Origin of the sequence: Enterobacter soli (assembly GCF_964208575.1) — a bacterium.
GTDB lineage: Bacteria > Pseudomonadota > Gammaproteobacteria > Enterobacterales > Enterobacteriaceae > Enterobacter > Enterobacter soli_A.
The window spans coordinates 15,025-27,310 of record NZ_CAXOFU010000008.1; the positions used below are offsets into that span (position 1 = coordinate 15,025).

The 12,286-nt window shown below is 59.5% G+C and carries 13 protein-coding genes; 5 read left to right on the top strand and 8 right to left on the bottom strand.

The window, feature by feature from the left end:
• Window positions 1-98: 98 nt before the first annotated feature.
• Entirely contained in the window at window positions 99-440 is a 342-nt protein-coding gene (locus AB6V08_RS10130; RefSeq protein ID WP_020885132.1) for a RamA family antibiotic efflux transcriptional regulator, read from the bottom strand.
• A gap of 32 nt (window positions 441-472) precedes the next feature.
• Window positions 473-1,576 carry an MBL fold metallo-hydrolase gene (locus AB6V08_RS10135; protein WP_368542544.1) on the bottom strand — a complete coding sequence of 368 codons (1,104 nt, stop codon included), beginning with the start codon at window positions 1,574-1,576 and terminating at the stop codon, window positions 473-475.
• A 190-nt stretch (window positions 1,577-1,766) separates the two neighbouring features.
• Here AB6V08_RS10135 and AB6V08_RS10140 point away from each other — a divergent pair, with 190 nt between their 5' ends.
• From AB6V08_RS10140 to nfsB, 3 genes are all read left to right on the top strand, one after another.
• A complete protein-coding gene (locus AB6V08_RS10140; RefSeq protein ID WP_368542545.1) occupies window positions 1,767-2,357 on the top strand; it encodes a TetR/AcrR family transcriptional regulator in 591 nt (196 codons plus the stop codon).
• Window positions 2,347-2,715 carry an MmcQ/YjbR family DNA-binding protein gene (locus AB6V08_RS10145; protein ID WP_368542546.1) on the top strand — a complete coding sequence of 123 codons (369 nt, stop codon included), beginning with the start codon at window positions 2,347-2,349 and terminating at the stop codon, window positions 2,713-2,715. The genes AB6V08_RS10140 and AB6V08_RS10145 overlap by 11 nt, the downstream gene beginning before the upstream one ends.
• A 120-nt stretch (window positions 2,716-2,835) precedes the next feature.
• Complete coding sequence (gene nfsB / locus AB6V08_RS10150; RefSeq protein ID WP_368542547.1) at window positions 2,836-3,489, top strand: oxygen-insensitive NAD(P)H nitroreductase; 654 nt, start codon at window positions 2,836-2,838, stop codon at window positions 3,487-3,489.
• A gap of 28 nt (window positions 3,490-3,517) precedes the next feature.
• On the opposite strand, the gene AB6V08_RS10155 is transcribed toward nfsB, so the two are convergent.
• The 3 genes from AB6V08_RS10155 to AB6V08_RS10165 form a co-directional block, all read right to left on the bottom strand.
• Window positions 3,518-4,120 carry a hypothetical protein gene (locus tag AB6V08_RS10155; protein ID WP_368542548.1) on the bottom strand — a complete coding sequence of 201 codons (603 nt, stop codon included), beginning with the start codon at window positions 4,118-4,120 and terminating at the stop codon, window positions 3,518-3,520.
• 154 nt (window positions 4,121-4,274) lie between these two features.
• Complete coding sequence (locus tag AB6V08_RS10160; RefSeq protein ID WP_368542549.1) at window positions 4,275-5,309, bottom strand: DUF2157 domain-containing protein; 1,035 nt, start codon at window positions 5,307-5,309, stop codon at window positions 4,275-4,277.
• 18 nt (window positions 5,310-5,327) lie between these two features.
• Window positions 5,328-6,212 carry a helix-turn-helix transcriptional regulator gene (locus AB6V08_RS10165; RefSeq protein ID WP_368542550.1) on the bottom strand — a complete coding sequence of 295 codons (885 nt, stop codon included), beginning with the start codon at window positions 6,210-6,212 and terminating at the stop codon, window positions 5,328-5,330.
• Window positions 6,213-6,319: 107 nt separating this feature from the next.
• Here AB6V08_RS10165 and AB6V08_RS10170 point away from each other — a divergent pair, with 107 nt between their 5' ends.
• The gene (locus AB6V08_RS10170) at window positions 6,320-7,756 is read left to right on the top strand and encodes an MFS transporter (protein WP_368542551.1); all 1,437 of its coding nucleotides are present in this window, start codon (window positions 6,320-6,322) and stop codon (window positions 7,754-7,756) included.
• 67 nt (window positions 7,757-7,823) lie between these two features.
• Entirely contained in the window at window positions 7,824-9,068 is a 1,245-nt protein-coding gene (locus AB6V08_RS10175; RefSeq protein ID WP_368542552.1) for a mechanosensitive ion channel family protein, read from the top strand.
• Window position 9,069: 1 nt separating this feature from the next.
• Here the strand turns inward: AB6V08_RS10175 and AB6V08_RS10180 are convergent, their stop codons facing one another.
• From AB6V08_RS10180 to AB6V08_RS10190, 3 genes are all read right to left on the bottom strand, one after another.
• Window positions 9,070-10,041, bottom strand: coding sequence for a LacI family DNA-binding transcriptional regulator (locus AB6V08_RS10180; protein WP_368542553.1), 972 nt, complete (start codon window positions 10,039-10,041; stop codon window positions 9,070-9,072).
• Window positions 10,042-10,116: 75 nt separating this feature from the next.
• A complete protein-coding gene (locus AB6V08_RS10185) occupies window positions 10,117-11,259 on the bottom strand; it encodes a Gfo/Idh/MocA family protein (RefSeq protein WP_368542554.1) in 1,143 nt (380 codons plus the stop codon).
• Window positions 11,252-12,277, bottom strand: a complete 1,026-nt coding sequence (locus AB6V08_RS10190) for a sugar phosphate isomerase/epimerase family protein (RefSeq protein ID WP_368542555.1) — start codon at window positions 12,275-12,277, stop codon at window positions 11,252-11,254. The genes AB6V08_RS10185 and AB6V08_RS10190 overlap by 8 nt, the downstream gene beginning before the upstream one ends.
• Window positions 12,278-12,286: the final 9 nt, after the last annotated feature.

Sequence of the window (12,286 nt, forward strand, 5' to 3'; positions counted from 1 at the left end):
CGAGGGTTTTAGTGGCGGTCAGGGGACGTTGCCGGGCGGCGGTAACGATAACGACGGTAAACCCGGCAAGGCGCAGCCGCCCCCGGGCTTAAAGCGACTCAGTGCGTGCGGCTGTGGTTCTCTTTGCGGTAGGCCCCAGGCGGCTGGTTGAAGGTGCGGGTGAAGATGCGCGTGAAGGTTTGCTGCGAATCAAAGCCGTAGCGCAGGCAAATGTCATACACCCTTTCGTCCGATTCGCGCAGATCGCGCGCCGCCAGCAGCAGCTTGCGCTCGCGGATATAGCGCCCCAGACTCTCCCCTTTGTACTGCATAAACAGCCGCTGCAGATGCCATTTCGAATATCCCGCGTGACGGGCAATTTCCTCAATGCGCAACGGCTGATGCAGGTTGTCGTCAATCCACTCGACGATGGTGTCGATGACCTGAGCGGAAATAGTCATACTGCTCTCCCCCTCTACTCCTCGATTAAACATTATTCCCACCACTGGCTAAACTGCTGGGCGGTATCGCCCACGCGAACGGGCTCGCCCAGCTCCGGCGTGAGCAGCCGGTAGCTTTTATCCTGGCTGGCTTTTGCCAGCTGGATCAGCGGGTCGTTCCAGGTGTGTTTTGCCAGCACGAAGCGCCCGTTATGCCCCGGCACAACCGCTTTCGCGTTGATATCCGCCGCGGCCTGGGCCGTTTCATTCGGCAGCATGTGGATGTACTTCCAGTCCTGGTCGTACTGGCCGTTTTCCATGATGGCTAAATCCACCTCGCCAAACTGTTCTCCGATGGCTTTGAAGTGCGGGCCGTAGCCGGAATCCCCGCTGTAGTAGATTTTTTGCTCCGGCGTGACAAACATGAAGCTGCCCCAGAGCGTCCGATCGCGCTTGATCCCGCGTCCGGAGAAGTGACGCGCCGGAAGCACGTGCACGGTGAGGGCATCGCTGATGCGCACCGACTGGTTCCAGTCGCGCTCGTCGATAATGTCCGGGTTCATGCCCCAGTAGCGCAGGTGCGATCCCACGCCCAGCGGCGTGACCGCGCGCTTTACCTTCGGCAGCAATGCTCTGATGGTGGCGTAGTCCAGATGATCGTAGTGATCGTGGGAGATAATCAGCAGGTCGATCTCCGGCATGGTCGCCGCGCGCCACGGGTACTCTCCGGCAAACGCTTTGTTAAGAAACGAGAACGGCGCGGCGTAGTCGCCCAGCACCGGGTCGATCAGAATGCGTTCCCCCGCGAGCTGCATATACCAGGAGGAGTGTCCAAGCCACACCAGGGTGTCTTCCTCCAGCGGCAGGCTGGCAAGATCGGTCTTCACCAACGGCAGCGGCTGCGCAGGACGCGCGTTTTCGGTTTTGCGGGTCAGAAATTGCCACCACGCCACCAGCATATTTTGCTCGCCGGTAAAGCCCGGCGTCGGGAGCGCGTTGTGGAACTTCCCGTCGCGATAGTGCGGAGAAGCTTCGACCTCATTGAGCTGCTCACCCTGCGGCGGCTGGCCAAATCCGGCGTTAAGAACAAAAGGCAGACTTGCAGCTGAAGCAATAATCATGACAAACACCACGCAGATGAACAGAGGCTTTTTCATATCCTGACCCGGCTACGCGCCCCTTCCGATGGATTGCGCGGGTTAACTTGATTATGAGTGAGTAAGCACTCATTATAGGTGTGGCGATAAAGTCGTCAAGACGTTTTCTTATATTTGATCTGCGCCGTTGCAGCCTGACTACGCGCATGTTTCAATCAGGGTTTTTGACATTGACAGGGGGAAAATTTTAGTGGCACGTCCGAAGAGTGAAGATAAAAAACAGGCCTTACTGGAAGCAGCAACTGCTGCCTTTGCGCAGTCAGGGATCGCTGCCTCCACGGCGCTTATCGCCCGTAACGCGGGCGTCGCCGAAGGCACATTGTTTCGCTATTTTGCTACCAAAGACGATCTGCTAAACGCCCTCTACCTGCACCTGAAGCAGGATCTCTGCCAGACGATGCTGGCCAATCTCGACCGCACCATCACCCTACCCAAAGAGCACACGCGCAATATCTGGAACAGCTACGTGGACTGGGGCATTCGCAATCCCATTGCCCACGGTGCGATCCGCCAGCTTGGGGTCAGCGAAAAGATCAACGCTGAGACCGAACAGGCGGTGAAGGATATGTTCCCGGAGCTGCACGAGCTGTGCCGCCGCTCGGTGCGCCCGGTGTTTATGTCCGACGAGTTTCGCACCTTTGGCGACGCCATTTTCCTGTCGCTCGCCGAAACCACCATGGAATTTGCCACCCGCGATCCGTCCCGCGCCGTCGATTTTAAAGCGCTCGGCTTTGAGGCCATGTGGCGCGGGCTTGCCTGCGAGGATATTGATGGACAGTAAATCGTTGCAGGAGCACGCGAAACGCGTGGCGCTGGAGATGCCCTTCACCGAACACTGCTGGCCGTTTGGACCGGAGTTCGACGTGTTTAAGGTGGGCGGGAAAATTTTCATGATTGTGGCCGTCGCCCACGGCAGGCCGCACGTCAGCCTGAAATCCGAACCCGAAAAATCCCTCTTAAATCAGCAGATTTACCGCGGCATTGAGCCCGGCTTTCACCTGAATAAAAAGCACTGGATCTCGCTGTACGGCACCGACGATATCACGCCCGAATTAGTCTCCGATCTGGTTTCCGACTCGTGGAATCTGATCGTCGATAAGCTGCCCAAAAAGGATCGCAAATGGATACGACCGGCGTGATTGTTCGTCTGAGGCGAACAGTTTAACCGCTCGAATCGCACTTATCTTTTGCCGATTCCCGCTGTAATCTGCTTTTCTTTCGCGCCCGGGTACGGGCGAATTTCATTACCAGGAGTTGTTATGGATATCATTTCTGTCGCCCTGAAACGCCACTCAACCAAGGCGTTCGACGCAAGCAAAAAACTGACCGCAGACGAAGCGGAAAAAATCAAAACCCTGCTGCAGTACAGCCCGTCCAGCACCAACTCGCAGCCGTGGCATTTCATTGTTGCCAACACCGAAGAGGGTAAAGCGCGCGTGGCGAAATCCGCCGCAGGTACTTACGTATTTAACGAACGCAAAATGCTGAATGCTTCTCACGTCGTGGTGTTCTGCGCGAAAACCGCGATGGACGACGCGTGGCTTGACCGCGTGGTTGACCAGGAAGATGCCGACGGCCGTTTCAACTCCCCGGAAGCAAAAGCCGCTAACAACAAAGGCCGCCGCTACTTTGCCGATATGCACCGCGTTGACCTGAAAGATGACGATCAGTGGATGGCGAAACAGGTTTACCTGAACGTCGGCAACTTCCTGCTGGGCGTAGGCGCAATGGGCCTGGACGCAGTGCCAATCGAAGGCTTTGACGCCGCGATCCTCGACGAAGAGTTTGGCCTGAAAGAGAAAGGCTTCACCAGCCTGGTGGTTGTGCCGGTTGGACACCACAGCGTGGAAGATTTCAACGCGACGCTGCCGAAATCTCGCCTGCCGCTGAGTGAGATCGTGACCGAGTGTTAATTGCTGGCGGGTCGCTTAACGCGGCCCGCTACGTTTTACCGATCACCAGCCTGCGATGCGGATGAACATGACTGTCGTGCCCCCATGCAAAGGCAATCCAGCGCTCTTCAAGTTCAGCATAGGACCTGACGGGCGTTAGCTCCCACTCCTCCCCGACCGTGCCGTCCGCCACGCTTATCTGATAATTCATGCTGAACGCCCAGTCGATCATTCGCAGCCAGAATCGCTGCCCGTCGCCGGTTTGTTCGCTGTCGGAAACAACGATGTCGTATTCGCTTAGCACCCACTGAAAGAATAATTGCGGAAACCCGCTAATCACACGCTGGTGAACGGCACGCGGCGTGCGCCAGACCATGACCTGCGTCGCTGCGCTGTGCGGAAAGGTGATCTCTTTATGAAACTTCAGCTTCACGGCATACGCCGTGTAGGGCTTGCCGCCCTCGGTGGTGACCAGACGGTACTCGTCGCTGACGCGTGATTTCAACAGTCGATATCCCACAGGCAGGATAAATCCCGGCAGCTGAAAATCCACCGTGCCGCGCGCCAGAAAGGCCTCGGTATGTTCAACGTTTCGGGAGATAAGCCCTAACTTTTGGCTGAAGTCTGCGGAATCAATCATCAGTGGCGACATGGGTTGTTTCTCATTCCGTGAGTATAGTCCACTTTATTACTCGCCGAAATGATGGAAATTCAGCGGGTTGCTTAATATTCGTCGGCAACACTACACGCTTTACTTCATGAGAACAGACTCAGCCTTTATTACCTGAAAGCGCCTCGCAAAATACCTACTGCTTCCCGCTTCCCGTATGCCAAATCCGCTCCGCATAGCGCCCGATCGCCGCCAGCGATGCCGCCAGAATGAGGAAGAACACCACCTTGTTCATGCCATCCCAGAAGTATTCGAAATAGCGGGTGTAGAGGTTAATCCCGAGGAAGGTCAGGCCAAAACCGCGCAGCATGCCGTCGTCGGTTTTAAGGCTAATGTAGATGCTCAGCACCGCCGCCACCGCGAACAGCAGCGCCCACGGCAGGAGCGAAGCCTGCGTGACGCCATACCAGCTATCGATATCGTAATTGCCGAAAATCGACATGATCCACAGCGCGACAAACAGGTACGTCAGCCCCATCGCTTTACTGGTGGTATAGAGATGACGCGCCTGCAATACGGCTCGCAGCAGCCAGCACAGCGCCAGCAGCGCAGCGCCGAAGAAGATAAAGCGCACCGGATAGTTCATGCCCAGCCAGTAGGCGCCCCAGCCGGACATATAGCCCGTTTCGGCACCAAACCAGTTGCCGAGCGAGAGTAAAAAGAACAGCCATACCAGCCCGGAGCGCCCGACATATCCCACCAGCCCGTATACGGCGCAGCCGGCCAGGAACAGCGGCGCAACGTGGCCGCTGCCGTTATCGAGCCGTTCCCCAAGTTGCCAGAGGGCGATGGCGGTAAAAAACACGCCGAGGAACAAAATGGCTTCGGTGCTGTAGTGCCACCGCGTTTCCCGCCGCTGTCGGCTGAAGCCCCACAGATAACACGCAACGGCCACCATCGCGGGCAGCCCGATGCGGGCGATGGAGGAGAAGGCGAAGAATTCGATAATGTGCGCCATCAGCTCGCTGTCCGAGAACAGGCTGCCGATGGCGATGATGACGCAGGCCAGCGCCGTCCAGAAGGCGTAGCGGCTCAGGCGCTGCCAGTCCATGGTGACGCGGGTTAAGCTGCCCGCCAGACGCTGATGCTCGTCGGCGGTTAATGCGCCCTCTTGCTCCCACTCGCTGAGCGCGCGGCGAAGGAGGCGTTCCTGTTTGCGGGTAACGTTCATCTTCATTCCCTGAAAGTGTCAGATTTTATTGAGTATAACAGCCTGCTCCGCCAGCCACGCCAGTGCCCGCTCTCCGCCCTCGTCCACCGGTAAATAGACCAGCAGCCGCGAGCCGTTTCGCGGCGCGGAGTACCAGTACATCTGCTGCAAATTAAAATCGCCAATCTCGGGATGGGTAAACAGCTTGAGCTGGTTTTCCACGCCGCGCACGTCGTTGCGCTGGTGCCACAGGGATTCAAACTCTTCGGATACCGCAAAGAAGCGCGCCAGCTTCGCTTCCCACGCCGGGTCGCCCCGGTGCTCGGCCATTGCCGCGCGGAAATAGGAGACGAAAATGGGCAGCACGTCATCGCGCTTGCCAAGGCGGGCGCGCCAGGCCGGATGCGTCAGGAACAGGTAGATGCAGTTGCGATCTTCGGGGGGAATGTCATTGAAATCGACGCCCATCAAATGCCCGAAGCTGTCGTTCCACGCTACGATATCGAAGTTCGGCTTTTGAATGCTCGCCGGTTTTGGCATCAGGGTGTCGAGCAGGCGGCGGGTGCCTTCGCTGATGCCCTCGCACTGCACGGCCTGCGGCGCTTCGCCCGGCGGTAAACCCGCCAGCACGAACAGATGACGGGCTTCGGTCGGCGTGCACTGCAGCGCCTTTGCCACCGCCGCCATCACCGCGCCAGAGGGATTCACGTCCCTGCCCTGCTCAAGCCAGGTGTACCAGGTCACGCCCACGTCGGCCAGCATCGCCACCTCTTCCCGGCGCAGGCCAGGGGTGCGGCGTCGCCCGCTGCGCGGCAGGCCCAGCCGCTGCGGGTCGAGACTTTCCCGGCGCGCGCGCAAAAAAGCCCCTAGCTGCTTGCGGGTGTCATCCTGAAGTGAGGTGACCGGTTCAGACATCAGCGCCATATTTCCCCCTGCATGGTAGTGCCAGTACCAGTATAAGCAAGAACTGGTACCCGTTTATCAGATCGTTGATGCTACGACTCTACGCTGTTTGACGCAATGGAGTCACCATGAATACGTCAATTGTTTCACCGGGTCGTGCAGGCCTGATATTGCTGTTAACCGGCCAGATGCTGCCGCTGATTGATACCTCGATCACCAACGTGGCGCTGGACTCCATCACCCGCTCCCTACAGGCCACCGCCACCGAGCTGGAGCTGATTGTCGCGCTGTACGGCGTGGCCTTTGCCGTCTGCCTGGCGCTCGGCAGCAAGCTTGGGGATAACCTCGGGCGCCGCCGCCTGTTTATGACCGGGGTGGCGATTTTTGGCCTGGCCTCCCTGCTGTGCGGCATGGCGGGCAGCGTGGAACAGCTGCTCGCCGCGCGCATCGTTCAGGGGGCGGGAGCGGCGCTGATCGTGCCGCAGATCCTCGCCACCCTGCACGTCACGCTCAAAGGCACGGCCCACGCGAAGGCCATAAGCCTGTTTGGCGGCATTGGCGGCATCGCGTTTATCGTCGGCCAGATGGGCGGCGGCTGGCTGGTCTCGGCGGATATCGCCGGGCTGGGCTGGCGTAACGCCTTCTTTATTAACGTGCCGATCTGCCTCGTGGTGCTGGCGCTCAGCCGCCGCTACGTGCCGGAAACGCGCCGCGAAACCGCGTCGCGCATCGACTGGACGGGCACCGCACTGCTGGCGGTCATGCTTTGCTGCCTGCTGTTCCCGATGGCCCTCGGCCCGCAGTGGCACTGGTCTTGGCCGCTGAAGGCGGCGCTGATCGCCCTTATTCCGCTGGCCTGGCTGATGGTGCAGAACGCGCGCAGCAAAGAGCGCAACGGCGACCATCCGCTGATCCCACCGCGCCTGATGCAGCTTGGCAGCATTCGCTTTGGCGTGCTGATTGCGATGCTCTTTTTCAGCGTCTGGTCCGGGTTTATGTTCTGCATGGCGCTGACCATGCAAACGGGTCTGGGCATGGCGCCGTGGCAGTCCGGGAACAGCTTTATCGCCCTGGGCGTGACCTATTTTGTTTCGGCGTGGTTTGCCCCGCGCCTGATCGCCCGCTACAGCACCAGCAACATCCTGCTGATCGGGCTGGGGATCCAGATAGCCGGCCTGCTGGCGCTGATCGCCACCTTCCGCCTCTGGGGGATGCAGAACACCGCGCTGACGCTGGCCCCGGCTACCGGGCTGGTCGGCTACGGGCAGGCGCTGATTGTGAACAGCTTTTACCGCATCGGCATGCGCGACATTCAGCCGGACGATGCCGGGGCGGCAAGCGCCATTCTCAGCACCCTGCAACAGGCCGCGCTGGGACTGGGCCCGGCCATCTTCGGGGCGATTTTGCTCCACGCGCTGCAGCACCATCACGGGGATTACGCCCGGGCCATCAACGTCTTTTTAGCCGTCGAGACGGGCATGATGATCGCGCTGGCGCTGGCTACCGTATGGATGCGCCATCGCCTCTCTCTGCCGGAGGTGAAGCGCTGCCAGCTCGCGAAATAATCCCCCCTGAATTTGCATAATAGATCCGCAGCCGCCATTATGGGGCTGCAACAATACAGGAGATTTTATGCAGGAATTAATTGCTCAGGTAGAAGAGTTAGGGATTGAAATTAACCACACCACGTCGTTAGTGATTATCTTTGGTATTATTTTTCTTACCGCCATCGTCATCCATCTTATTCTGCACAAGCTGGTGCTTCGCGCCTTTGAAAAGCGCGCGCGCGCCAGCAGCCATTTGTGGCTGCAGATCATTACTCAGAATAAATTATTTCACCGTCTGGCCTTTACCCTTCAGGGGATAATCGTCAACGTCCAGGCGGTGCTGTGGCTGCAAAGAGGCAGCGAAGCGGCGGAAATACTGACCACCTGCGCGAAGCTGTGGGTGATGGTCTATGCCCTGCTCTCGTTCTTCTCGCTGCTGGACGTCATTTTCAACCTCTCGCAAAAAATGGCCACCGCCTCGCAGCTGCCGCTGAAGGGGATTTTCCAGGGGATTAAGCTGGTGAGCGCCATCCTGGTGGGGATTTTGATTATCTCCGTGCTGATTGGTCAGTCTCCCGCCATTCTGATTAGCGGCCTGGGCGCGATGGCCGCGGTGCTGATGCTGGTCTTTAAAGACCCGATCCTCGGCCTGGTGGCGGGGATTCAGCTTTCCGCCAACGACATGCTCAAGCTCGGCGACTGGCTGGAGATGCCTAAATACGGCGCGAACGGCACGGTGACGGACATCGGCCTGACCACCGTGAAGGTGCGTAATTTCGATAACACCATCACCACCATCCCCACCTGGGCGCTGGTGTCGGACGCGTTTATCAACTGGAGCGGCATGTCGGCGTCCGGCGGACGGCGCATCAAGCGCAGCCTGAATATTGACACCACCAGCATTCATTTTCTCGACGAGCAGGAGCAGCAGAACCTGATTCAGGCGAAGCTGCTTAAGCCGTACATGGCGGCGCGTCATGAAGAAATTAGCCTGTGGAATCAGCAAAACGGGGAAGGCAATTCGGTACTCAACGTGCGCAAGATGACCAATATTGGCACCTTCCGCGCCTATCTGAATGAATATCTGCGCAACCACCCGCGCATCCGCAAAGATATGACGCTGATGGTGCGCCAGCTTGAGCCGGGTACAAACGGTCTGCCGGTGGAAATATATGCCTTTACCGATACGGTAATCTGGGCGGAATATGAAACCATTCAGGCCGATATTTTCGACCATATTTTCGCGGTGGTGGAAGAATTTGGTTTACGCGTTCACCAGGCGCCGACCGGAAACGATATTCGCTCGCTGGCGGGTGCGCTGACGAAATAAATCACGCGCTGGCGCGGGAAATAAAGCGCCATTCCATCATTATCCTCTGCGCGGGCGCGTCCGGGTTGTCGATTTTATTCAGCAATAAATCGACGGCCTTGCGCCCGATATCCCGCGACGGCTGTTCGATGGTGGAAAGCGAAATCATCTCCGCCAGCTCGGTACCGTCAAAACCCGCCACGGCGATATCTTCCGGCACGCGCAGTCCGGCCTGCTGAATGGCGCGCAGCGCGCCCGCGGCCAGGGTATCGGACACCGCAAAGACCGCGTCCGGCGGGTTTTCTTTCAGCAGCTTTTGCATCGCCGCCATCCCCGCCGCCGAACTCAGTTCGCTGGCATATTCCACCACCTGATACTCCAGGCCGCGCAGATGGAGCACGCTTTTATAGCCGCGCTCGCGCAGGCGCGCGTATTTGTAGCTCAGGTCGTGGTTAATCAGGGCGATGCGCTGACGCCCGCGCCGGGCAAGCTCGCTCACCACGTGCTGGGAAGCGTCGACGTCGTTAATGCCCACGCAGGAGACCGAGCCGTTGTCGGCGTATTCGGCGCACTGCACCCAGGGAGCGGCGCCAATCAGCGCCGAGAGTTCCGGCAGCTTTGAGAAGGCGTCCATGGTGATAATGCCGTCGACGATTTTACCCGACAGCAGGCTCAGGCCCGAGCGGGAGCGCTCGATGTCCGACCCGGAGTTGCACAGCAGAATGCGGTAGCCGTTTTTCTCGGCCTCTTCCTCGATGCCTTTCACCACCTCGGCGCAGAACGGGTTGGCGATGTTCGAGACCATCACCAGAATCATATAGCTTCGGGCGGTGCGCAGCTGGCGCGCCAGTAAATTCGGCTGGTAGTTGCTCTCTTTGATCGCCTGCAGGACGCGCTCGCGGTTTTTTTCTTTCACCGTATCGCTGTTATTAAGCACGCGCGACACGGTCGCCACGGAGACCCCGGCCAGCTGAGCGATTTTCTGAATAGACATAACGACGACACATCCTGCGGTTAGCGTTTTATGCAGGCTATCATAAATTGGCTGCCCGGCGAACCGGACAGCGCGTCATCGCTCAATGCGTATCCAGCGCCGTTGCTGATGACTTTTTACTATCGCATCAATGATATACATCACGTCCGCGCCGTCGTGGAAGGTGGCGAACAGCGGCCGTTCCGGCATGTTCCCCGCCTGCACCGCCCGGTAAAACTGCGCCATCATATTTTTGAAGGCGTCCGGCCAGCCTTCAATGTGTCCGCCGGGGAAATGGGCGCTGTCGGCCACGTCGCGGTTCAGCAGGCCAGGATCGTCGGTGAGAAGCTGGTTGGCCTGTTCGCGATGCCCGATCCACAGCTGTTGGGGCACCTCCTGATCCCACGCCACCGACCGCTCGCTGCCGTTGACCTCAAACGTCAGGCGGTTTTTACGCCCGGCGCTCACCTGCGACACGTTAAAGCTGCCCCTGCTGCCGTCGTCAAACCGGAACAGCACCGAGCCAAAATCCTCCGTGCTCACGGGCTTATCTTCGTACCGCGCGTGCGGGTCGTGAACGAAGGTTTGGCTGCCCCCGGCGCTGGCCTTGCGCGTCGGCCACACGATGGAGAGATCGGCCATCACCTCGGTGATTCGTCGCCCGGTGACAAACTGCACCGTGTCGCACCAGTGGGAGCCAATATCCGCCACCGCGCGCGACGCCCCGCCGAGCGCGGCATCCACGCGCCAGTTGTAGTCGGTTTCGAGCAGCATCCAGTCCTGTAAATAGCTGCCGTGGGCAGCAAACAGCCGCCCGAGGCTGCCCGCGCGCATCATGCTCTCAGCCTGGCGCACCATTGCAAACTGGCGATAGACGAAGCTCACGCCATGCACCACGCCCGCCCGTTCGGCCAGCGCCACCAGCTCCCGCGCCTCCTGCGGGGTCATGCACAGGGGCTTTTCGGAGAAGACGTGCTTACCCGCGCGCAAAATCTGGCGGTTTATTTCGGCGTGCAGATGGTTCGGCGTGCAGTTATGTACCGCGTGCAGATCCGGATGGGCGAGCAGCTCCGCCACGCTGGCGCAGGCGTGGGGGATGTTAAGCTGACGCGCCTTTTCCTGCGCCTGTGAAAGCTCGCTGTCGCACAGGGCGACAACCTGCACAAACCCCAGACGGCGTAGCGCCTCAAGGTGCGCCGGGCCGATAAACCCGCTGCCGATGATTCCGACGTTAATCATGGCTGCCTCCTGCGGCAAAATCGTCAAAGGCCCGGTCGGATACCGGAATGATGTGGCGGCGGATAAACTCGCTGCCCTCGCGGGCTCCGGCGTCGCCGTCCTTCAGGCAGCATTCCCACTCCAGCACCGCCCAGCCGTCGTAGTCGTACTCGGTCAGCCTGCTGAAAATGCCCTTAAAATCAATCTGCCCGTCCCCCAGCGAGCGGAAACGCCCGGCGCGATTCAGCCACGGCTGATAGCCGCCGTAGACCCCGCTGCGCCCGCCGGGGCGGAACTCTGCGTCCTTAACGTGAAACGCTTTGATCCGCGCGTGGTAGATGTCGATAAAGGCCAGATAGTCCATCTGCTGCAGCAGCATGTGGCTCGGATCGTAGAGAATGTTGCAGCGCGGGTGGTTGTCCACCAGCGCCAGAAAGCGCTCAAAGGTGACGCCATCGTGCAGATCCTCCCCCGGATGCAGCTCGAAGCAGACGTTAACGCCCTGCTCGTCGAAGGCATCGAGAATCGGCCGCCAGCGGCGGGCAAGTTCCTGAAACGCCTCGTTGAAGCGCTGCTCGTTGTGCGGCGGCCACGGGTAGAAAAACGGCCACGCCAGCGAGCCGGAAAACGTCGCGTGCGCGGTGAGTCCTAACCGCGCCGACGCCGCTGCCGCCTGGGTTAGCTTTTGCGTGGCCCACGCCCGCCGCGCCGCGTCGTTGCCGCGCACCGACGCCGGGGCAAAGTGGTCAAACGCCTCGCCGTAGACGTCGCATACCGCAATCAGCTGCCCTTCCAGATGCGTCGAGAGTTCGCTTATCGTCAGGCCATACCCCGCCAGCCTGGCGGTGATTTCATCGCAATAGGCCTGGCTTTCGGCGGCTTTCTCCACATCAAAAATGTGCGGGTGGTTGCAGGGAATTTGCAGGGCTTTATAGCCCTTGTCCGCCGCCCAGCCCGCCAGCCCGTCCAGCGTGTTAAACGGCGGCTGCGCCCCGATAAACTGCGAGAGAAAAATGCCCGGTCCCTTAATCGTCCTCATACCGCCTCC

Excerpts from the sequence above, each read along its gene's own strand:
- AB6V08_RS10130 (WP_020885132.1), bottom strand. The coding sequence starts at position 440 with ATGACTATTTCCGCTCAGGTCATCGACACCATCGTCGAGTGGATTGAC.
- AB6V08_RS10135 (WP_368542544.1), bottom strand. The coding sequence starts at position 1,576 with ATGAAAAAGCCTCTGTTCATCTGCGTGGTGTTTGTCATGATTATTGCT.
- AB6V08_RS10145 (WP_368542546.1), top strand. The coding sequence starts at position 2,347 with ATGGACAGTAAATCGTTGCAGGAGCACGCGAAACGCGTGGCGCTGGAG.
- nfsB (WP_368542547.1), top strand. The coding sequence starts at position 2,836 with ATGGATATCATTTCTGTCGCCCTGAAACGCCACTCAACCAAGGCGTTC.
- AB6V08_RS10155 (WP_368542548.1), bottom strand. The coding sequence starts at position 4,120 with ATGTCGCCACTGATGATTGATTCCGCAGACTTCAGCCAAAAGTTAGGG.
- AB6V08_RS10160 (WP_368542549.1), bottom strand. The coding sequence starts at position 5,309 with ATGAACGTTACCCGCAAACAGGAACGCCTCCTTCGCCGCGCGCTCAGC.
- AB6V08_RS10165 (WP_368542550.1), bottom strand. The coding sequence starts at position 6,212 with ATGGCGCTGATGTCTGAACCGGTCACCTCACTTCAGGATGACACCCGC.
- AB6V08_RS10170 (WP_368542551.1), top strand. The coding sequence starts at position 6,320 with ATGAATACGTCAATTGTTTCACCGGGTCGTGCAGGCCTGATATTGCTG.
- AB6V08_RS10175 (WP_368542552.1), top strand. The coding sequence starts at position 7,824 with ATGCAGGAATTAATTGCTCAGGTAGAAGAGTTAGGGATTGAAATTAAC.
- AB6V08_RS10180 (WP_368542553.1), bottom strand. The coding sequence starts at position 10,041 with ATGTCTATTCAGAAAATCGCTCAGCTGGCCGGGGTCTCCGTGGCGACC.
- AB6V08_RS10185 (WP_368542554.1), bottom strand. The coding sequence starts at position 11,259 with ATGATTAACGTCGGAATCATCGGCAGCGGGTTTATCGGCCCGGCGCAC.
- AB6V08_RS10190 (WP_368542555.1), bottom strand. The coding sequence starts at position 12,277 with ATGAGGACGATTAAGGGACCGGGCATTTTTCTCTCGCAGTTTATCGGG.